The organism is Flavobacterium frigoritolerans, assembly GCF_025847275.1.
GTDB classification, from domain to species: domain Bacteria; phylum Bacteroidota; class Bacteroidia; order Flavobacteriales; family Flavobacteriaceae; genus Flavobacterium; species Flavobacterium frigoritolerans.
Genome location: NZ_JAOZEV010000002.1, coordinates 17,987 through 39,072, shown reverse-complemented (window position 1 = coordinate 39,072; position 21,086 = coordinate 17,987). Strand labels below are relative to the sequence as shown.

Annotated in this window: 22 protein-coding genes; 5 read left to right on the top strand and 17 right to left on the bottom strand. The window is 31.7% G+C overall.

Annotated elements, in window-relative coordinates; translation table 11 throughout:
• Positions 1 to 1,095, bottom strand: a complete 1,095-nt coding sequence (locus tag OIU80_RS02670) for a Nif3-like dinuclear metal center hexameric protein (protein ID WP_264285549.1) — start codon at positions 1,093 to 1,095, stop codon at positions 1 to 3.
• Between the two features lie 125 nt (positions 1,096 to 1,220).
• Between OIU80_RS02670 and lpxK the strand changes: the two genes are divergently transcribed.
• On the top strand, positions 1,221 to 2,246 hold the full coding sequence (gene lpxK / locus OIU80_RS02665) for a tetraacyldisaccharide 4'-kinase (RefSeq protein WP_264285548.1): 1,026 nt from the start codon (positions 1,221 to 1,223) through the stop codon (positions 2,244 to 2,246).
• A complete protein-coding gene (locus OIU80_RS02660; protein WP_264285547.1) occupies positions 2,218 to 3,030 on the top strand; it encodes a purine-nucleoside phosphorylase in 813 nt (270 codons plus the stop codon). Before lpxK ends, OIU80_RS02660 begins: the two co-directional genes overlap by 29 nt.
• Here the strand turns inward: OIU80_RS02660 and OIU80_RS02655 are convergent.
• Genes OIU80_RS02655 through lipA form a run of 3 tightly spaced genes read right to left on the bottom strand, consistent with a single transcriptional unit; the run spans position 3,027 to position 7,135 of the window.
• Positions 3,027 to 5,207, bottom strand: a complete 2,181-nt coding sequence (locus tag OIU80_RS02655) for a tetratricopeptide repeat-containing hybrid sensor histidine kinase/response regulator (RefSeq protein WP_264285546.1) — start codon at positions 5,205 to 5,207, stop codon at positions 3,027 to 3,029. The two genes, OIU80_RS02660 and OIU80_RS02655, sit on opposite strands and share 4 nt — an antisense overlap.
• A 26-nt stretch (positions 5,208 to 5,233) precedes the next feature.
• Positions 5,234 to 6,238: a type I glyceraldehyde-3-phosphate dehydrogenase gene (gap, locus tag OIU80_RS02650; RefSeq protein WP_195735450.1), complete on the bottom strand. Its 1,005-nt coding sequence runs from the start codon at positions 6,236 to 6,238 to the stop codon at positions 5,234 to 5,236.
• Between the two features lie 27 nt (positions 6,239 to 6,265).
• Entirely contained in the window at positions 6,266 to 7,135 is an 870-nt protein-coding gene (gene lipA, locus OIU80_RS02645; protein ID WP_264285545.1) for a lipoyl synthase, read from the bottom strand.
• 217 nt (positions 7,136 to 7,352) lie between these two features.
• On the opposite strand from lipA, the gene OIU80_RS02640 reads away from it, so the two are divergent.
• The gene (locus tag OIU80_RS02640) at positions 7,353 to 8,219 is read left to right on the top strand and encodes a M48 family metalloprotease (protein WP_264285544.1); all 867 of its coding nucleotides are present in this window, start codon (positions 7,353 to 7,355) and stop codon (positions 8,217 to 8,219) included.
• A 59-nt stretch (positions 8,220 to 8,278) separates the two neighbouring features.
• On the opposite strand, the gene OIU80_RS02635 is transcribed toward OIU80_RS02640, so the two are convergent.
• From OIU80_RS02635 to OIU80_RS02575, 13 genes are all read right to left on the bottom strand, one after another.
• Positions 8,279 to 8,659, bottom strand: a complete 381-nt coding sequence (locus OIU80_RS02635; protein WP_039112370.1) for a PH domain-containing protein — start codon at positions 8,657 to 8,659, stop codon at positions 8,279 to 8,281.
• Positions 8,660 to 8,821: 162 nt separating this feature from the next.
• Entirely contained in the window at positions 8,822 to 9,637 is an 816-nt protein-coding gene (locus OIU80_RS02630; protein WP_264285543.1) for an energy transducer TonB, read from the bottom strand.
• Between the two features lie 153 nt (positions 9,638 to 9,790).
• Complete coding sequence (locus tag OIU80_RS02625; RefSeq protein ID WP_264285542.1) at positions 9,791 to 10,342, bottom strand: RNA polymerase sigma factor; 552 nt, start codon at positions 10,340 to 10,342, stop codon at positions 9,791 to 9,793.
• On the bottom strand, positions 10,333 to 11,442 hold the full coding sequence (locus OIU80_RS02620; RefSeq protein WP_264285541.1) for a glycosyltransferase: 1,110 nt from the start codon (positions 11,440 to 11,442) through the stop codon (positions 10,333 to 10,335). Before OIU80_RS02620 ends, OIU80_RS02625 begins: the two co-directional genes overlap by 10 nt.
• 82 nt (positions 11,443 to 11,524) lie before the next feature.
• The gene (locus tag OIU80_RS02615; protein ID WP_264285540.1) at positions 11,525 to 12,139 is read right to left on the bottom strand and encodes an FMN-binding negative transcriptional regulator; all 615 of its coding nucleotides are present in this window, start codon (positions 12,137 to 12,139) and stop codon (positions 11,525 to 11,527) included.
• A gap of 1 nt (position 12,140) precedes the next feature.
• Positions 12,141 to 12,599, bottom strand: coding sequence for a GNAT family N-acetyltransferase (locus OIU80_RS02610; RefSeq protein ID WP_264285539.1), 459 nt, complete (start codon positions 12,597 to 12,599; stop codon positions 12,141 to 12,143).
• A gap of 10 nt (positions 12,600 to 12,609) precedes the next feature.
• Positions 12,610 to 13,623: a UDP-N-acetylmuramate dehydrogenase gene (murB, locus tag OIU80_RS02605; RefSeq protein ID WP_264285538.1), complete on the bottom strand. Its 1,014-nt coding sequence runs from the start codon at positions 13,621 to 13,623 to the stop codon at positions 12,610 to 12,612.
• A 165-nt stretch (positions 13,624 to 13,788) separates the two neighbouring features.
• Positions 13,789 to 14,889 (bottom strand): pyridoxal phosphate-dependent aminotransferase, encoded by a 1,101-nt coding sequence (locus OIU80_RS02600; protein ID WP_264285537.1) that lies wholly within the window; start codon positions 14,887 to 14,889, stop codon positions 13,789 to 13,791.
• A 225-nt stretch (positions 14,890 to 15,114) separates the two neighbouring features.
• A complete protein-coding gene (locus tag OIU80_RS02595) occupies positions 15,115 to 16,176 on the bottom strand; it encodes a glycosyltransferase (RefSeq protein ID WP_264285536.1) in 1,062 nt (353 codons plus the stop codon).
• A gap of 9 nt (positions 16,177 to 16,185) precedes the next feature.
• Positions 16,186 to 16,863 (bottom strand): DUF2461 domain-containing protein, encoded by a 678-nt coding sequence (locus OIU80_RS02590; RefSeq protein ID WP_264285535.1) that lies wholly within the window; start codon positions 16,861 to 16,863, stop codon positions 16,186 to 16,188.
• A gap of 14 nt (positions 16,864 to 16,877) precedes the next feature.
• The gene (locus OIU80_RS02585; protein ID WP_264285534.1) at positions 16,878 to 17,579 is read right to left on the bottom strand and encodes a thioredoxin domain-containing protein; all 702 of its coding nucleotides are present in this window, start codon (positions 17,577 to 17,579) and stop codon (positions 16,878 to 16,880) included.
• 64 nt (positions 17,580 to 17,643) lie between these two features.
• On the bottom strand, positions 17,644 to 18,723 hold the full coding sequence (gene recF / locus OIU80_RS02580; RefSeq protein WP_264285533.1) for a DNA replication/repair protein RecF: 1,080 nt from the start codon (positions 18,721 to 18,723) through the stop codon (positions 17,644 to 17,646).
• A gap of 64 nt (positions 18,724 to 18,787) precedes the next feature.
• Positions 18,788 to 19,345: a hypothetical protein gene (locus OIU80_RS02575; RefSeq protein ID WP_264285532.1), complete on the bottom strand. Its 558-nt coding sequence runs from the start codon at positions 19,343 to 19,345 to the stop codon at positions 18,788 to 18,790.
• Between the two features lie 227 nt (positions 19,346 to 19,572).
• Here OIU80_RS02575 and OIU80_RS02570 point away from each other — a divergent pair, with 227 nt between their 5' ends.
• Both OIU80_RS02570 and ribH read left to right on the top strand, forming a co-directional pair.
• Complete coding sequence (locus tag OIU80_RS02570) at positions 19,573 to 20,358, top strand: tetratricopeptide repeat protein (protein WP_264285531.1); 786 nt, start codon at positions 19,573 to 19,575, stop codon at positions 20,356 to 20,358.
• Between the two features lie 97 nt (positions 20,359 to 20,455).
• Positions 20,456 to 21,025, top strand: a complete 570-nt coding sequence (gene ribH / locus OIU80_RS02565) for a 6,7-dimethyl-8-ribityllumazine synthase (protein ID WP_264285530.1) — start codon at positions 20,456 to 20,458, stop codon at positions 21,023 to 21,025.
• Positions 21,026 to 21,086 lie beyond the last annotated feature (61 nt).

Here is a 21,086-nt window from a genome sequence, read left to right as displayed (position 1 = left end):
CTATAAGTACTTAACTGGATTTGTATTTTCTTCTGATAAAATGATTGCAAAATTAAGGATTTTTTTCCGAAGATAATCAACAATATAATTTTTTGTATAGCGTTCGCTTTCAAAATGTCCAATATCGGCTAATAGTAATCGATTTTCGGCTTCATAAAATTGATGGTATTTTAAATCAGCTGTTAAAAAAGCATCGGCTCCAGCCTGAATTGCATTTTTTATGGCAAAACTTCCCGAACCACCAAGAACAGCTACTTTGTGGATTTTTTTTCCGATATAGGCCGAGTGTCTAATGCCATTAGCTATCATTTTTTCTTTTACAAAAGGTAAAAAATCGGTTTCGTTCATCGGAATTTCAAACTCTCCAATCATACCCAAACCTATGTTTTGGTGCGCATTTTGTAAATCGTAAATTTCATAAGCGACTTCTTCATAAATATGAGAAGTAAAAAGAGCCTTTAAAATCTTTGATTGTAAATGTTTTTCAAAAACAACTTCAATTTTTATTTCATTCCCAGTATGTAGTTTTTCTTTTTCTCCAATTACAGGATTGCTGTTCTCGTTTCCTTTAAAAGTAAAAAAACCTTCCGTATTAAAGCTACAATTGTCATAATTACCAATATTTCCTGCTCCAGCTTCAAATAAAGCATTACGGACTTTTTCAGAATTATCAGGAACGGTATAGGTTACTAATTTTTGAATGTAGTTTTGTTTCGGAATCAGAACTTTAGTATTTATTAAACCTAAAGCATCACAGAATATTTTATTTACACCTTGGGAGTGATTGTCTAATGCAGTATGAACAGCGTAAATAGCAATATCATTTTTTATAGCTTTAAGAATAGCACGTTCTACATAATTTTTGCCAGTTATTTTTTTGATACCAGAAAATAAAATGGGGTGAAAACAAACAACAAGATTGCAACTTTTAACAATAGCTTCATCAATTACATTTTCAAGCGCATCATGACAAACCAAAACTCCTGTAGCTTCTGTTGACGAATTACCTACTAATAATCCAACATTATCAAAATCTTCGGCATAGCCTAAAGGAGCCATTTCTTCAAGAACAGAAAGTATTTCTTGTATTTTCATTTTTAGATTTTTAGATGATTGGATTGTTAGAATTTTGTAATTATGAAACAATCCAATCAAATTTCTGAACAACAAATTAACGAATAAACAAATCAACTTTGAAATAAAAAATTTACTTTCGTATTATGAATTTACTTCGAAAAATACTTTTTCCATTTGCCATTTTATATGGAATCATCACTAGCATTCGTAATTTTCTTTTCGATAAAGGGGTTTTAAAATCAACTTCATTTGATATTCCGATTATTGCAGTTGGGAATCTTAGTGTGGGAGGTACTGGGAAAACACCTCAAATTGAATATTTAATTCGATTATTGTCAAATAAATATCAGGTTGCAACTCTTAGTCGTGGATATAAGAGGCAATCAGAAGGCTTTGTTCTTGCTGATGAAACTTCAAATGCTGTCATATTAGGGGATGAACCTTTTCAGTTTTTTCAAAAGTTTAAGAATATTCAAGTTGCAGTCGATGCAAATAGAACAAATGGAATTCAGCAATTACTTTCGCAATCTAAAAAGCCTGAGATTATTTTACTTGACGATGCTTTCCAACATCGAAAAGTTAAAGCAGGATTTTATATTTTGCTAACTTCGTATGGTGATTTGTATGTAGATGATTGGATGTTGCCAACTGGGAATTTGCGAGAGAGTAGAAGCGGAGCAAAACGGGCTAACATTGTTGTAGTGACCAAATGCCCATCTAATCTTGAGGAGTCTGAGCAAGAAAATATTCGTAGAAAATTAAAATTAAAAGCTTCGCAAGAACTCTATTTTACTTATATTGATTATGATGATTGTATTTATTCTCAAAAAGAAAAATTAGATGTTGAAGCAATTAAGGATGAAAAAAAATTGCTTTTGGCAGGAATTGCAAAACCAGCTCCATTTTTTAAGTTTTTAAAATCTAATGATGACGAATGTCTTACATTCCCTGATCATCATCATTTTACAGAGGCAGATATTACAACGATTGCGAATAAAGCAAAAGAAGATAAAATTATTACAACCGAAAAGGATTATGTTCGGTTAAAAGACACTAATATTGCGCCGCAATTATATTATTTGCCGATAAAAAGTTCTTTTATTAATTATCAAAATAATTTTGATACAACAATTTTAAATTATGTGGGAAAAAGTTCAAGAAACAGTTAGTTATATAAAATCAAAAACGCAGTTTACGCCAGAATACGGTGTGATTTTAGGTTCAGGACTAGGTGGTTTTACAAATGATATTGAAATAGAATTTACATTGCCGTACAATGAAATCCCTAATTTTCCAGTATCTACAGTTCAAGGGCATAAAGGAGCTTTAGTTTTTGGAACAATTGGAGATAAAAAAGTAGTTGCAATGCAAGGTCGCTTTCATTTTTATGAAGGATACACAATGGAGGAAGTTACTTTTCCAGTTCGTGTAATGAAATTTTTGGGAGTTAATAAATTATTAGTTTCAAATGCTTCGGGAGGAGTAAATGCAGATTATAAAGTAGGTTCAATTGTTATCATTAAAGATCATATTAATTTTGCACCACAACATCCTTTACGTGGTAAAAATGATGAGCGTTTTGGGCCTCGATTTGTAAATATGAGTGAGCCTTATTCGAGAAAAATGATTATTAAAACTAAAGAAATTGCATCAAGATTAAATATTGAAATTCATGATGGAATTTATTTTGGTTTGCAAGGACCAACTTTTGAAACTTTGGCTGAATATAAAATGGTAAAAATTCTTGGAGCAGATTGCGTAGGAATGTCTACTGTGCCAGAAGTTATCGTAGCCCGTCATATGGACGTTGAAACGTTTGGTATCTCAGTTATTACTGATATGGGTAATGAAGAAAGTATAGATACAATTTCACATGATGAAGTTCTTGAGGCAGCAAAAATGGCTGAGCCTAAAGTAAGAGCTTTGATAAAAAACTTGATTTTAGAGTATTAATTGGTGCATGCATTAAAACATTTAGCGATAATACTATAAAATTCATCAGGGACAAAGGGTTTTGTTATTACGTCATTCATTCCGAAAGACAATAACATTTCCCTGTTCTCATCTAAAGAAATAGCAGTTAAGGCAATAATTGGTGTTATTTTGTCAAATTCACGAATATATTTTGTAGCAGTAGTTCCATTTATTCCTGGTAAATGAACGTCCATTAAGATCATATCAAATCGTTTGATTTTTAATAATTCGATAGCTTCTTCTCCATTGTCGATTACCTCGCAAGCTATGCCTTTGTTTTCAAGCATCTTTCGAGTAATCATTTGGTTGATTCTGTTGTCTTCTATCAACAGAATATTTTTGCCTTTTAGTTCGTAGTCGTTATACAATTTGGTTTCTTCTTTAATAGCTAATGGTTCGTTATCTATCTGAAATTTTAATTTAAATGTAAATGTAGAGCCTTTGCCAACTTCACTTTTAAGATTGATTTCACCACCTAGCATTTCGGTTAATTTTTTTACAATTGTAAGTCCTAAACCAGTTCCTCCATATTTTCGATTGACTTCTATTGAGCCTTGCGAAAAACTTTCAAAAACGGTTTGTAGTTTGTCTTCTGGGATTCCTATTCCAGTATCAACTATTTCAAAATAAACAGTTGCTTCTTCGTCTTTTAATGAATGCAGTTTTACGATTACATTCACGCGCCCATTTTCAGTAAATTTTAAGGCGTTATTAATTAGGTTCATTATTATTTGAGACAATTTGGTTGGATCTCCAATTAAATTGTCAGGAATACTTTCGTCAATGTCTAGATTAAAGTAGTTTCTATTAGCTGTGGCTAATTCTTTTAAGGAACTTTGTATGTTTATTAATAATTCTTTTAGATTAAAACTTATAGATTCTATTTCGAGTTTGTTAGAGTCGATTTTATTAATTTCAAGGATTTCATTGATAAATGTAGTTAAATAATTTCCAGAAAATTTTAATGATTCTAGGTATTTTTTTTGTGATTTTTTAGGATTGTCTTCTATTAATAAATGAGTGATTCCGTTAATTGCATTAAGAGGAGTTCTTAGTTCATGACTAACAGTTGATAAAAATTCAGATCTCGCTTTTGATGCTTTTTCTGCTTTGTTTTTTGCAACAATCAATTCATTGTTTTTCTCTCTTAAAAGTATGTTATTCTGATTTCGAATAATGTTGTTTTTGTAAAGTGATAAACTTAAAAGCGATAAAATAGAAATTAATGCAATAGCAAGGATACTTATTAATTTAGAATATTTGTATGTTTTTTTATCTTCAAGATCTTTTTTTTCTTTTTGAAGAGCATTGTTTATAACCTCTTTATCCTTAAATTTTTTAAAATCATCAAAATCAAGTTTTGAGTTTTTTGATTTGTAAATATAGTTTTTTAATTGGTAATGCTCATCTAGATAGGTATAAGCTCTATCGTAGTCTTGATGTGTTTTGTAAAAATGACTAAGTGCTAATAAAATAATTGATTTTTGATTAAGGTCATTACTCTTTGCAGTTAGTTCTAGTGCTTTGTCAAAATAGGATATAGCAGTTTTATTTCTATTTAGATGTTTTTCTATAAGACCAAGCTGATAATATGCATCAGTTTTTGTTCTTAATAAAGATTTGCTGTCTGGCTGCTCAATTATTTTTTTAAAAGTGGCGATAGCTAAGTCGTATTCGTTATTGGTTTTTAGAGCTATTCCTTTTTGAAGGTTTAGTGCTTGAGTTGAATCAACAATATTTAATTGTTTGAAAATAGATTCTGATTTTTTAAAATAAGCTTGAGCGAGATGATGATTCCCTTTTTCGGTATTTGTTATTCCAATATAATGAAGAGTAAGCGCTTTAGTAATTGTAGAAGGCTTATTTTTAAGTAAAGTAAGACTTTTGTTGAAGTTGGTTAAAGCTTCGTTGTATTTTTTTTGATTATAGTAAATTTTTCCAAGCTTAAAAGTTTGATTGGCTTGGCTTTCAGTTTTATGATTAGCTTTGCAAAAAACAATTGATTTTTCGGTAAAAACAAGTGCTTGGCTGTATTTGTTAGACTTAAGACTAGAATCGGCCAATTCGTCATAATACACGGCGCTATCTGTATTCCGGATGAGTTGGGAATACAAAAATGAACTGAAAAAACTGATTATAATAAAAAGATATTTCATGAGTTGTAATACTTTTTATACTTAGTTTATTTTTTTTTTGTCAGCAAAATCAAATCGATTAATCTAGACGAATAGCCAATTTCATTGTCGTACCAGCCTACAACTTTAACCATTTTGTCGATTACAGAAGTAAGTTGCGCATCAAATAAACAGGAATTATGATTTCCAATAATATCAACAGATACAATAGGATCCTCAGTATAATCTAAAATTCCTTTTAAACTAGTTTTAGCAGCATTTTGAAATGCTTCATTAATTTCTTCAATAGAAACGGCACGTTTTACATTAAATGTAATGTCGGTTAATGAACCATCGGGAACAGGAACGCGAATACCGCAACCACCAATTTTATTTTGCAATTTAGGGAAAATCTTTGTTAATGCTTTAGCTGCGCCCGTTGTTGTAGGAACAATTGATTGGCTCGCACCTCTAGCTCTGCGCAAATCTTTATGGGGTTGATCGTGCAGACTCTGATCTGTTGTGTATGAGTGTATCGTGGTAATGTAGGCCTGCTCGATACCACAAAGATCATCGATTATTTTTATCATTGGAGCAGCATTATTTGTTGTGCAGCTCGCATTAGATATTATTGTTTCAGTTCCGTCTAATATTTCTTCGTTTACACCCAAAACAACTGTTTTAATGGTATCAACTTCAGAAGGAGCGGACAGAATTACTTTTTTTGCTCCGGCAATAATATGCGCATTAATTTCTTCATACGTTTTATATTTTCCAGTTGATTCTATGACATAATCTATATCACAGTCTTTCCAATTTAAGCTTGAAATGTTTTTCTCGTGGAAAAACAAAAAGTGTCTTTCGTTAACGATTATTCCATTTTCATCACTACTCACTACATATGGTAATACACCATGAATACTATCGTATTTAATTAGGTGTGCCATTGTTTTAGTGTCGGCAATATCATTTATAGCAACAACTTCAATTTCGGGATGATTTAAAAGTAATCTAAACAAGTTTCGACCAATTCTTCCGAAACCATTAATAGCAATTCGTGTTTTTTTATTCATTAAAATAAAATATTCAACATTTAGTAACTAAAGAATATGTTTTTGCGCTTTGTAAGATGAACGTACTAGCGGACCGCTTTCGACATGGCGAAAGCCTAATTCTAGTCCGAATTTTTCATATTTAGCAAATTGATCCGGGGTGATGAATTCTTTTACAGGTAAATGTTTTTTACTTGGTTGCAAATATTGTCCAATCGTAACTATATCTACGTTTGCATTACGTAAATCGGTCATAGTCTGAAATACTTCTTCTTCGGTTTCTCCAAGTCCAAGCATGATTCCAGACTTGGTTCTGTTGATTCCTTTTTCTTTTAAGTAGCGTAATACTTCTAGGCTACGGTCGTATTTAGCTTGTATGCGTACTTCACGAGTTAATCGACGAACGGTTTCTACGTTATGAGAAACCACTTCAGGATTAGCTTCTACAATTCGGTCAATGTTTCTTTCTATTCCTTGAAAATCAGGAATTAACGTCTCTAAAGTCGTATTCGGATTCATACGTCGTATTGCTTTGACAGTTTCAATCCAAATAATCGAACCACCATCTTTTAAATCATCTCTATCAACACTTGTTATAACAGCGTGCTTGATGTTCATGATTTTAATAGAGCGAGCTACTTTTTCAGGTTCATCCCAATCTACAGTTTCAGGTCTTCCAGTTTTTACACCACAAAAGCCACAAGAACGTGTACAAACGTTACCTAAAATCATAAAAGTAGCAGTACCTTCTCCCCAGCATTCACCCATATTTGGGCAGCTACCAGAAGTGCAAATTGTATTTAAACTATATTTATCTACCAAACCACGTAGTTCGGTATATTTTTGTCCAATTGGGAGTTTTACCTTTAACCATTTTGGTTTTCCAACAGGTAAATTATTATCTATAACGCTTTCCATATTCAATATTCAAAGTACAAAGATAAGCAATGTTGTTTATTTGTAGATTTGTTTATGCTTTAATTTGTAAAATGATAGCAAAAAGAGTGTTTAATTTTGTTTTATGAATTATTAGAAAAAAAATACATGAATTTTTTTCTAAAATTAATTGGTTTCTCATTAGAGGAGTATTTTAAAGATGTATTATATTTGTTATGGTTAATTTAACATTAAAAAGATGAAAAGAAAATCGATAGCATTAATTGTATTGCTTGCAACTTTTGGATTTACAAAAGCTAATGCACAAATAAATTTAGGAGAGAAAGCTTTAGGAGCTGTTCAAAAAGGGTATGCAGGATTTACATTTAGTGATGCCGATGCTGCAGCTTTATCAAAAGCAGCAGTTACTGAAATGGATACCAAAAATCAAGTTGCACCAGCGACAGATGGGTATGCAATACGATTAAACAGACTGTTTGGAAAACATACTTCAGGTAATGGATATACTTTAAATTATAAAGTTTATATGCTAAAGGAAGTAAATGCTTTTGCAACTGCTGATGGTAGCGTTCGTGTGTATTCAGGTTTAATGGATATTATGGATGATAATGAATTGCTTGCAGTTATTGGACATGAAATTGGTCACGTAGCTAATCATGATTCAAGAGATGGAATGAAAGCAGCTTATAAAAAAGAGGCTTTAATCGATGCAGTATCTTCACAGTCAGGAAAAATTGCAGCGCTTACCGAAACTCAACTAGGAAAAATTGGAAGTGCTATGATTGATAGTAAGCACAGTAGAACACAAGAATCAGAAGCAGATTCGTTTTCATATGATTTTTTGAAAAAGAATGGTTATAATGTTAATGCCGAAGAATCTGCATTTAGAATTCTTGCAAAGATGAGTGAAGGTGCCGAAGGGTCTTTCTTGGATAAAATGATGAGTTCACATCCAGATCCTAAACAAAGAGCTGAAGATGCTAAAAAAAGAGCTGAAAAAGACGGGGTGTACAAGCCATATGTTCAACAAAAAATAGTAAATACTGTGCCAGCTGCAAAGAAAACTACAGTAAAAAAGCCAGTTAAGAAAACTACTAAAAAATAATTAAATTTATTTTTTTGATTTAAATATAAAAAGCAGAACCTAGGTTCTGCTTTTTTGTTTTATTTTAGAACGTGGTGTGCTAATACTTTTTGAACTTCATAAACATTTACTGATTTGTTAAATTGTTTTATGATACTTGGGTGCAATTCGCTGGAAACCCAAATTTTTAATTCGGCATCAAGGTCAAAAGTTCCTGCTGTTTCAACACTAAATCGTGTGATGCTTTTGTATGAAATCGATTTGTATTCTGTCTTGCTACCAGTTAGTCCTTGTTTATCAACCAGAATTAATCTTTTTGTAGTAAAGATAAAAGTATCACGAATAAGTTTAAAACCTAATTCAATTTCTTCATTATCGGTTAAAAGTAAACCATATTTTTTGATTAATTCGTCTTGGCTTACTGTACCTGCATTACCAAGTATTGCTGAAAATATTCCCATAATTTATTGTTTGTTTTGATGATTCAAAAAAGCGATTTTAATCAGTAAAGATACATCTTTTTATAAAAGACTTGCTTTGGATTATTAGGCAAGAATCACTTTTTTTTGAAACAAAAAAACATAAAAAAAGCAGAATTTAAATTCTGCTTTTTAATTTTATATTTATTCTGCTTTTATTGTTATCGGCAAATTATAGGCAGTACGAACAGGTTTAGAATCAACCATTCCTGGGCTCCATTTGGTTCTTAAGGATTTTAAGACTCTAACAGCTTCTTTCCCTAATCCATAACCAGGATCGTTTTTTACAATAATATCAGTCATGCTTCCGTCTCTTTCGATTACAAATGAAACATAGATACGAACCGTTCTTTCACTGTCTAATTCAGGACGATTAAAATTGTTTCCTACGTAAGTATAGAACTTGTTTATCCCTCCTGGAAATTCTGGTAGTTTATCAAGAGAACCAGGTGTTACAAGTTCATTACCAATACTTGGTGTTTTTGCAATTTCAGTTCCACCATTACCGCCAGTTGTTAAAACATTAGTTAGTGTTCCATTAGTTTCGCCAGTTGTTGGTGCTACTACAGTGTTCTCTGTATTTTTGGCAATTTCAGGAGTAGCTCGACTTGCTTCTACAATTGTAGGGTTAGTAAGTTGGCTTTTTTCAATAACAGTTTCTGTAGGTTGTGATTTTACTGCAGGCATTGCTGCCGATTTCTCAGTCACATACGGAATGTCAGTTAATTTTAGTTCTACTACCGGAATATCGGGTAGTGTTGGTGAGACATTGACGTGATTTAGTTTGCTAACTAACATTGTAACGCATACAGCAGCCGTAATGAGTAATAATCCCATGAAAAGAGCTTTGATGGAGTTTTTTGAGCTTTCATGTCGTAACTGATACGCGCCATACTCTTTGTTTCTGTTTTCGAATACAAGGTCAATCCATTTGTTTTCGTAGATGCTTGATGTTGACATAATTCATGGTTTTAAAGGTTAAGTAGCTGTTTAAATCATAAGCAAAAATAGTTTACCTAATTAACGTTAATAATAAGAACTTTGTTATGCGGAATTTTTATTTATTTAAGGATAAATGTGTAGATATTTTATCCTTTGACTAAAGATAGTAAATTATCTTTTGTTTTTAATTACTTCTGCTAATAATTTTTTAGCACGAAGTAGTTTTATTTTTACATTGCTTAAAGGCTCATTTATTTTGATTGCAATTTCCTGGTAACTCATTTCCTGAAAATAGCGCAATTGAATTACTTCCTGATAATGTGGTTTTAATTCTTTAATGCAATGTAACAATCGGGATAAATTCTGCTCGGTAATTAATTCATCCTCTACCGACGGAGTAGTGTCGGCAATATTATAAGCTTGTTGGTTTTCCTGATCGGTAATTTCTATAAAGAGGTTGGCTCTTTTTTTGCGTAATAAATCAATATGGACATTCTTTGCAATTGCTATAAGCCAAGTATTGAATTGAAATTCAGGATTGTAAGTCTTTATTTTGTCAAAAGCTTTAGAGAAAGTTTCGATAGTGATATCTTCTGCAATAGTTTCGTTTTCAGTGCGTTTAAGCATGAAGCTGTAAACTTCATTCCAATAATGGTCCAACAAAAAAGTGAAGGCGATTTGGTCTCCATTTTTTGCCTTCTCTATTTTAGAATTTATTTCCAATGTACTGGTTTTGAAAAAATATTAGTTATAAAGATATTAATTTGAGTGAATATAAGCACAATTTCTACAATAGGAAACCAAAATTTCAAATCATTTTCTTTTAATTTTCCAGCAGAAAACCCTACAACTAGCCACGCCGCGATGTATCGAACTAAGAATAAGCTTAAAACGATAATCCATTGGAACTGGAAAGACAATAGGATAATAGCTAATATAAAGAATAATAATTGAGAGCAGTAAAAAACTCCTAATTGTATTTTGTCAAAAGTTTTATAGTAATTGGCAGTTGCTACATGTCTTCTTTTTTGAATAAACCAGTCTTTATATTTTTCTTTTGGTTTAGAATAAGTAAAACTCTCTGGAGAATAAGCTATGGTTGTATTATTGCTATTGGCAGCTTGATTGATAAACAAATCGTCGTCTCCTGAGCGAACTTGAATATGACTTATAAAACCATTTACATTAAAAAACTCTTCTTTTTTGTATGCTAAATTACGACCAACTCCCATGTATGGATAACCTACTTTTGCCCATGAGAAATACTGGATTGCAGTGAGTAAAGTTTCAAAACGAATGATTTTATTTAAGAATGATTTCTCAATTCTGTCATAAGCGCCATATCCTAAGACAATGGTTTTGTTCATTGTAAATTGAGAGCTCATAGCTGTAATCCAATTTTTAGATGTAGGATAACAGTCGGCATCTGTAAATAATAAATATTCTTTTTTTGCTGCTTTTATTCCTAATGTTAAAGCGTATTTTTTATTTCCCCAAAAGGCTTCGTTGTTTTTTACTTTAACTAAACGAATAAGATTTGGGTATTGACTTTCAAAAAGTTCGAAAATTTCTAATGTTTCGTCACTTGAAGCGTCATCTATTAGAACAATTTCGAAATCTGGGTAATCTTGTTCAATTAATAACGGAATGTATTTGATTGCATTTTCTGCTTCGTTTTTTGCGCAGACAATAACTGAAATAGGAATTCTCTTTGTAGTGATATTCTGTGTTTTAGCAAATGAAAATTTACTAAATACACCCAAATAATAAGAAAGCTGTACTACAACGATAGCAATAAAAAAGTATAAAATAATTGTAAGCATCTGATTTTAATGTCTTTTAATTTTGAATCTTGCGAGTGCAAATGTAATTATCAATTCTCGATTTTCAACCCTTAAATTGTAATTACTTTCTGCTTTTTTCCATTTCTTTTGCAACCGCAATAGACTGAGGGTTTTCTGTTTTTTCTAAGGCTGTGATTATATTTTTGTAATTAACATCGTCTCTGTTTTGAGACATTTTTTTAGTAGCCTGAATTTCATCTATTTCAATCTCGAAAGCAATTATTCCGTGTGCTTGTCGCATTGTTTTTGCAGATAAATCTTCTACTCGAACAGGTTTTTTTGAACTAGCTTCATATTTGTCGACTAATTTTTTTAGCGATTCAATCGCAGCTTCATGGTCTAAGATTTTTATCCGACCATATATATGTACAGCACTATAATTCCAGGTAGGTACATTTTCATGGTCATACCATGATGAGGAGATGTAGCTATGTGCTCCAGAAAATACAGCTAAGATTTGATCGTTTTGAACGAATCCTTCACCCTGTGGGTTTAATTTGGAAATATGCCCACATAATACTTCTTTTCCATCTGGTTTGGTTTCTATCTCTAATGGAATATGTGTTGCCCATAATTTTCCATTGGTTTGATTGATTAAAATACCAAAGCTGTTTTCTTTAAGAAAAGCTCTAATTGCTTCAGGGTCTTCATTTTTGAATATACTTGGTGTATGCATATTATAGTAAGTTTTTTCCAAAACAAATGGCTTCAGCATTATTTACATATTTGCCGTAGTTTGGAATGATTTTATAACCTGATTTTTGATAGAATTGTGTTGCTTCCAGATTTTTAACCCGAGTTTCCAGAATTAATTCATCGTAGCCAATTTCTTTGGCTTTTGTTTCTAAGAAAGATAAAATAGATTGTCCGATTCTTTTTCGGGGATATTTGGCATACATCCGTTTTACTTCTCCTGTAGTTTCTGTAACTGGTCGTATTGCACCACAACCTACGATTTCGTTATCGAGTTCAGCGGCAATAAATAAATATTTGGAGTTGTTATTGTTCCAATCTGTAAATGAGTTTTTCCCGTCGCTGCCAAAACGTTCCTGAAGATTCTTACATAACTCATTAATAATAGGAGCTACATTTTTGTTATCAGGATTTATTGTTTTGATAGATAGAGTTATACTCATATTTTTAGATTTAGATTACATTTACTTCTGCTTCTATATGTATTCCGAATTTTTCAAATACAGTTTTTTGGATGTCTTTTGAGATTGCGAGAATTTCTTGTCCAGTTGCATTTCCGTAATTAACCAGAACCAAAGCTTGATTTTTGTGAATTCCAGCGTCGCCAAAACGTTTTCCTTTAAATCCAGCTTGTTCGATAAGCCAGCCAGCAGGAACTTTTACTTCGGTTTCGGAAACATCGTAATATTTCATTTCTGGAAATTTCTGATGTATCTTTTCGAAATCTGATTTTAATAGGATTGGGTTTTTAAAGAAGCTACCGCTATTTCCTAGTTCTTTAGGGTCTGGTAATTTACTTTGTCTAATAGCAATTACAGCATTGCTAACGTCTTTTAAATTAGGGTTTGTAATATTGTTTTTGGCTAACTCAGCAGTAATATCTCCGTAGGAAGTATTGATTTTGTGATTGCGTTTCGTTAGTTTGTAAGTTACAGATGTAATGATATATTGGTCTTTTACTTCATGTTTGAAAATGCTTTCGCGATATCCAAAATTACATTCAGTATGAGTAAAAGTTTTTATTTCCTGAGTTTCGATATTTATGGCTTCGCAGGAAACAAACGTATCTTTTATTTCGGTTCCATAAGCACCAATATTTTGTACAGGAGTGGTTCCTACATTGCCAGGAATAAGCGACATGTTTTCTAATCCGCCAAAATTTTGTTCGATTGTCCAGAGTACAAAATCATGCCATGTTTCTCCAGCTTGACTTTCAACCCAAACAAAATCATCATTCTCGTCAACTATCTTTTTTCCTTTTAAATCTATATGAATTACCAGAGCATCAATGTCTTTGGTTAAAAGCATGTTACTTCCGCCTCCTAAAATAAATTTTGGCTGATTTTTATTTTCTTCTAATACCTTTTTCAATTCATCTATTGAATGTACAGCAATAAATTGTTTTGCTTTGGCTTCAATGCCAAATGTATTGTGATTTTTTAAAGAAAATTGAGATAGAATTTCCATAAATGCGAAACTTTTTTGTAGAATTAATCGAGAGTTCAAAAGTAAGGATTATAATCTATTTTAAGTTTAGTTTCTATAAAATAACCGTCAATTAAATACATTAAAAAAAATAATTGGGACTATAATATCCTGTAAAAGATTTAGATGGTTTCTATGGACAAAGTTTTATTTTAAAGCCGCAATAAAAAGTTGCATTTCTTTCATTGTGCCAATTGTAATTCTTGTCCACTTTCCATTCTCTTCATAGATTTTTGTTCCCATTATATTATGATTTTCTAATTGCTTGAAATAATCTTTTTTGTAATTGTCTAAAGAGAAATAAATAAAATTTGAATAGGATGGAATACAAGTTATATTTAATTGTGTAAGCTGTTCAATAGTGAATTTCTTTACTTCCTGATTTGAAGAATATGCCTGCTGAATAAAATTATCATCATTTAAAGATGCTATGGCAGCAGAAGCCGAGGTAACGCTAACTGACATATTTGTAGATGATTTTAAATTGCTTAATTGTTCAATAGTAGCAGAATGTGCAATTGCATAGCCGATACGAGCACCAGCTAATCCGTAAAGTTTTGAAAAAGTTTTGGTTATTATCAGGTTTTTGTTTTCAGTAACAAGATTGCTTAATGATTGTTCGGTAGTAAAATTGATATAAGCCTCGTCTATAAAAACCATTGTTTTTTTGGTTGCTTGGTTTATAAAAGACACCAATTTTTCTCTGTCGCAAATTGTTCCTGTCGGATTGTTGGGATTGCAGATATAAACCATTTTTGTATCTGAATCAATTGCTTTTAACATTGCTGTTAAATCATGTTTTTTGTCTTCAGTTAATGGAATAGTGATTTTTTTTAAGCCTAATTTGTCATAAGGTGATATCCAGTAATCGTATGTGGTTTCTGCTATTACAAAATTGCCTTTGTTTAAAGCTGCGTATTGAAGGACTAAATCTAAAATTTCAGTTGAACCGGCGCCTAATAAAATATTAGTATCTGAAACATTATTCTTTTTTGCAATAAGAGAAATTAATTCTGTCCAAAGACTCCACCCATATCTATTACTGCTGTTTATACTTTTTGTCATTGCTGCACGAGCAAGCGGAGACGGACCGTAAGGATTTTCATTTGACCTTAATACTATAGGGGAGTCATCAAAATTGGGCAAAATGTAATCTGATGGAGTATTTGCAAAGCTTTCAAGTTGGCAAAAGCCTAATCCTATTGTGCCTAAACCTATTTGTTTCAGCCAGTTTCTTCTATTGTTCATCTCTATTTCAGAATTAAATTAAACGATTCAGTGAAACGGTATGACGTTGGAATTGAAGAAATGTTACGCGTTGGACAAAATAGAATTTTACTGCAAAGTATGCAAAGATTTTTACCTCACTACGCATAGAAAACACAAAGTTCACAAAGTTGGATCAACACCAAGCTTTGCGAACTTTGTGTTTTTTGTAAAACCACCTATGTGAAAACCTTGTGCGCTTTGCGGTTAATTTTCACGCAAATCCAGTAATTCATGATATTTATCTGCGATAATTTTCATGTTGATATTGTAATTAGCATTTTCTTCTACAAACTTCCTGTTTTGTATAATCGCTTTGTTTCTTGAATCGGGATTTTTAAATGACCAGATAAGTTCTTCGGCTAGTTTGGAGTAATCATCAATCGGGATTAATTGTCCATTTTTGCGATGTTGTATCCAACTTTGATTTCCGGAAATATCCGATACAACGGGATAGCAATTGCACGCCATTGATTCAAATAACGAGGCCGAAACACCTTCGGTACTTGGCATGCTAATATAAAAATTGGCTTGTTGTAATAATTGTGGTAATGCGATATTTGCTATTCGCCCCGTAAAGATTACTTTGTTTTGGATGCCTAATTCTATAGCTAGGTTTTTGAGGTATTCTAATCTAGTTCCGTCTCCAACAATTGTTAAACTGAAATCAATGTTTTGTTTATCTAAAATAGAAAAAGCTTTTAGGATGCAATCATGTCTGTATTCGGGTTGCAAGGATCGGGTAACAATGGCGTCAATTCGATTTGATTTGTTTTCTGATGCTTCAAAAAGTGATAGATCAATTCCTTTTGGTATGACTAAAACCTTATTCATATCGACCCCAATGGCTTTCATAGAAATTGTCATTACAGGTCCCCAAGCATGTATTAAATGTGCTTTTTTGAATGCGTATTTCTGAATGACTTTTTTAAGAGGTAATAATACTGAGCCCTCAGGCCATAAATCGGTTCGGCCTTGTTGTGCAATTGCAATTGTATTTACTCCCGATAATGCAGCTAGAAAACCATAACTGGTCGTTCTTTCGGCAATAACCATATCGGGTTTTTCTAATTGAATGATTTTTTTTATCGAGAATGGGGAAAATAGGTATTCGGCTATTCTTTTAAAACGATTGAAATTAGTGTTGTTTGGAGTTTTGAGTTCCCAAGTACAAATTTCAAAATCGCCAAACTCTTTTAAGCCTTTCATCCATGTAATGGCATCGGCTCGGTAGGATTCGCCAAGAAAAAGTATTTTCCTTTTTTTCATTCTTATTAATTAGAATTCATCAGTGGTCAAAGCACGATTGATGAATTCATTTAATGGTTTTAATGCAATAAGTTTCTGACTCATTTTGGCAACAAAATCTTTTTGAGTTACTTCTTTGATGTCGTATTTTTGAGTAGCAGTAAAACTTTTTAATTTTAAAAAATCAATTGCAGGATGTTCTTTTTCGTATCCGCGTGGTGGATTTTTAAGCGAATTGGTTTCGGTAACATCTAAGTTTCCAAATTCCTTGCTGAAGTTTTTATCAGCTATAATTGCTTCTAAGTCATCATGAAAGAAAGCAATCTCTTTGCGTACTTTTTTTAAGTCTTCGGCTTCTGGAGAGTATAAACCACCAGCTATAAAACTAGCACCTTTTTCGATGTGAACATAATATCCAGAACGGTTTTGCCCTTTTACTCCAGTAGAAAGCCAAACGCCAAGATGGGCTTTGTATGGTGATTTGTCTTTAGAAAAACGAATATCACGATTAATTCTGAATGTGCAATTTTTTACTTCTAATAGCTCCAATGAAGGATCCATGGGTTTCATTGCGTCCAAAAAATCAGCAACTAGCTGATGATAGTCTTTTTTGAAGATTTCATAACGTTTTTTGTTTTCCAAAAACCAATCTCTATTATTGTTTGCTTTTAAATCATCTAAAAACTGTAAACTTTCTTTGGTAAGCATATTTTTAGTTTTTATTATAGTTGTTTTCTTAAATCAGTTTCGCTGATAAATCCTGTGTTTTTCCATTTTACTTCTTTGTTCTCGTATAATAGTAGAGTCGGAAGCTGGTCAATTTTCATTTCTTTTACCAAGGTTTTATTTTGATCAACATCAATACGAATGATGACCACTTTATCAGCTAGTTCTTTTTGCATTTTGGTAAGGTATGGAGTCATTTGCTTGCAAGGACCACACCATTCTGCGTAAAAATCAATCAGGACTTTTTTATCTGTGTTTAACAAAGCGGCATAGTCTTGACTTGTCATTCCTATTGTTTTAGCATTTGGGTCTGATTTTGAATGTCCTTCGGCGTTCCATTTCATAATTCCGCCATCAAGCTCATATATGTTTGTAAAGCCTAATTCTTGTAGTTTTTGAGATGCTTTTTTGCTTCTTCCGCCACTCAAACAATATACAAAAACTGGTTTTGATTTATCAAAGGTTGCTGCTTTTGTAGCAAAGTCTTTGTCGTTCCAGTTTACATTTACCGCATTATCAATATGTTCTGATGCAAATTCTTCAGGAGTTCTTACGTCTAAAATTTGAGGGTTTTGGGTAGTGCTTAATTTTTCTGAGAAAGCAGTTGGCTCAATAACTTCGATGTTTTTAGATGATTGTCCGTTGCAGGATGCAAGTACGAATGCGATTAAAATAAGAAGTGTTTGTGGGAATTTCATAATCTTAATAATTTAAATGTGTAGGCTAATTTAAGTTTTTTTCAATTTAGAAAGCTGTACAAAATCATAAATTAAATATTTTATAGCTTTGATGTGTTGATTTTACAATGGCTTCAGTTCGATCTGGGTGAGTGTCTGAAATAAAAAGTTGTCCAAAAGTATCGTTGTTAACCATTTCGATAATTTTGGCTACTCGACTTTCGTCTAATTTATCAAAAACATCATCAAAAAGTAAAATTGGTTTTACACCACTTTGTTTTTTTAGGAATTCAAACTGTGCCAGTTTTAAAGCAATCAAAAATGATTTTTGCTGCCCTTGTGAGCCGAATTTTTTAATAGGGTGATTGTCGATTTCAAAAGATAAATCGTCTTTATGAATTCCAACACTTGTATAATGTAAGGCGCGGTCTTTATTAATGTTTTCTTGTAATAGTGTGAGTAAGTCTTTTTCGAACAAATGACTTTCGTAAACTAATTGAACTGTTTCTTCGGAACCTGTTATCGCATGATGGTGCGCATTGAAAATTGGAATAAAAGCTTCGATGAATTGTTTTCTTTTTTCAAAAATAGATTTTCCGTAGCTGTCCAATTGCTCATTGTATATAGACAAAGTGTCGTTGTCGAAAACATGATTTAATGCAAAGTACTTAAGTAATGCATTGCGCTGACTAATTACTTTTTGGTATTGGATAAGTTGTTGCAGATAATGTGGATCTAATTGTGAAATCACAGTATCCATAAATTTACGACGTGTTTCGCTTCCTTCAACGATTAAATCTCTGTCGGCTGGCGAAATTATTACTAAAGGAATGAAACCTATGTGGTCGGAAAATTTATCATAGGCTTTGCCGTTTCTTTTTAGGATTTTTTTTTGTCCTTTTTTTAAACTGCAGACGATTTGTTCATTTCGTTCGTTTTTTTCTATCTCGGCATCTATCACAAAAAACTCTTCTCCATGCTTGATATTCTGCACAGCCAAAGGATTGAAATAGCTTTTTCCGTAAGCTAGATGGTAAATAGCATCGAGTACATTTGTTTTTCCAATACCGTTTTTTCCAACGAAACAATTTATCTTTTTGTCAAATTCGAAATTGGCTTCAGAGAAATTTTTATAGTTGAATAAAGAAATTTTTTTTAAATACATTTTTAATCAATGGTAATGATAAATTAAAAAAAAAGCAAGCTCACAAATTTATAATTTTGGACTGTTACTTGTTTTTTGTGAGTTCGTTCTTTGTTGCGATTATTAAATTGAAAACAGATTTTACATTTGCAATATTGTAGATTACATTTTTTTCTTCGAAAAAATTGATTCCTCTTTGAGATATGAAAGATGTTTCTTCGCTTTTAGCTATTTCTTCTTGTTTTTTAATAATGATATATCCACTATCGTTTGCTTTTTCCTTATAATTTAAAATTAAGTTTTCTAATTTGAAGCTTTCATTTATTATTTCAGAATTTAAATCGCGAAAAATTATTCTTTGGTTTGTTAAAAAGAATTTTGTTGATTTAGTTTTAAATAATCTGATTGAAATTCTTCCAATTGTTAAAAATAGATAAAAAGAAATAAGAATTGGTACGATAATATAGTAATACAATTCTTTATGGTTATTAATCTCAGAATCTTCGGAGGGTTTTAATAGAATTATTAGAATTATAAAATTTATTGTAAAAATGGGTATTGTGAATAAATCTTCAAGCCTAAAAGGTATTTCTTTAGTATGTCTAATTTCTTGAACTAATACTTCTCCTTCTCTAAGTTTCATTTATATATTTTCGTCACTACTAATTGTTGTAAAATTTAAGGGTGCAAATTATTGAAAAATATCGATATAAACCGTTTTTTAGGGGCTTGAGTGTGAATTATTTTGGTTTTTATATATAAAAAAGCCCTGTTTTGAGGGATATTTTTTTAAAATTAATTTAAAATTGATTTTTTTCATGTAAGTTTCAATAAAAATTTTATTTTTGCCGTTCACTAAATTAATTTTAAATGGCTACTTACAATAAAAGAGGATATAAAGCACCAAAAGAAAAAGAAGTTAAAGATGAAGTTGTTAATGAAGAACAACAAGTAATTCTTGATGGAAAAAACAGTACAACTGCTGAAGTTTTTTCTAAATTAGATGAAACTGCTTCTAGAACTGAGGACTGGGTTGCTAGAAACCAAAAAATTATTATTGGATTAGTTGCTGCTATTGCTGTAGGAACTATAGGTTATTTGGTTTACCAAAAATTTATCGCTTCTCCTAAACAAGAAGAGGCTGCTAATGAAATGTTTGTTGCTCAACAAAATTTTGAAAAAGCTACTAATGGTGTAGCTAGTGATTCTTTGTATAAATTAGCATTGAATGGATCTGAAGGTAAATTTGGATTTGTGAAAATTGCAGATGAATATTCTGGAACTGATGCAGGTAACTTAGCAAACTATTATGCAGGTATTGCCTATTTAAATACTGGTAAATATGATGAAGCAATCTCTTATTTAGGTAAATTTAAGTCTAAAGATTTAATTTTAGGTGCTTTGGCAAAAGGTGCAATAGGTGATGCGTATTCTCAAAAAAATCAACAAAAAGAAGCTTTAGATTATTATGTAAAAGCGGCTGAATCAAATAAAAATGATTTTACTACGCCACGTTTCTTGCTTAAGGCAGGTAAAACAGCTTTGGCTTTAGGTCAAAAATCAGATGCTCTTAAATATTTTACAGATATTAAAGAGAATTACGATGCGACTCCAGAAGCAGCTTCTGTAGATGTTTTGATTGGATTAGCACAATAAATAATTTATAGAGTTAGAAAATTAGATTTAAGATTTGTATTTTAGCAATCTGAAATCTATCCCGATCCTATCGGGACTAAAATCTTAAATAGTAAAGATGGCTACCGAAAATAAAAATTTATCTGATTACGATAAAAACACAGTCCCAAATGCGAAAGATTTTCGATTTGGGATTGTTGTTTCTGAGTGGAATGACACTATAACAGAAGGCCTTTATAATGGCGCTTTTGAAACATTCATTGAGAATCATGTTCCTGCACAACAAATTATTCGATGGAATGTTCCTGGGAGTTTTGAGTTGATATATGGAGCAAAAAAAATGTTGCAAACTCAAAATGTTGATGCTGTAATTGTTATTGGATGTGTAATTCAAGGGCAAACAAAGCATTTTGATTTTGTATGTGAAGGTGTGACGCAAGGAATTAAAGATTTGAATGTTCAAACGGATATTCCAGTTATTTTTTGTGTATTAACAGATAATAACATGCAACAATCTATTGATAGAAGTGGTGGTATTCATGGTAACAAAGGTACCGAGGCTGCTATTGCAGCTATAAAAATGGCGTACATCCGTCAGCAAGCATCTTTAAATCAGTTTCAAGACCAACCGTTGTTGTCAACTGGGGCACTTCAAATAGAAGACAAGCCATTGGAACTAGAAAAATAAAAACACATTTGTAAGAATACTGAAACCTATACTGTGTAAAAATAGTATAGGTTTTTTGTTT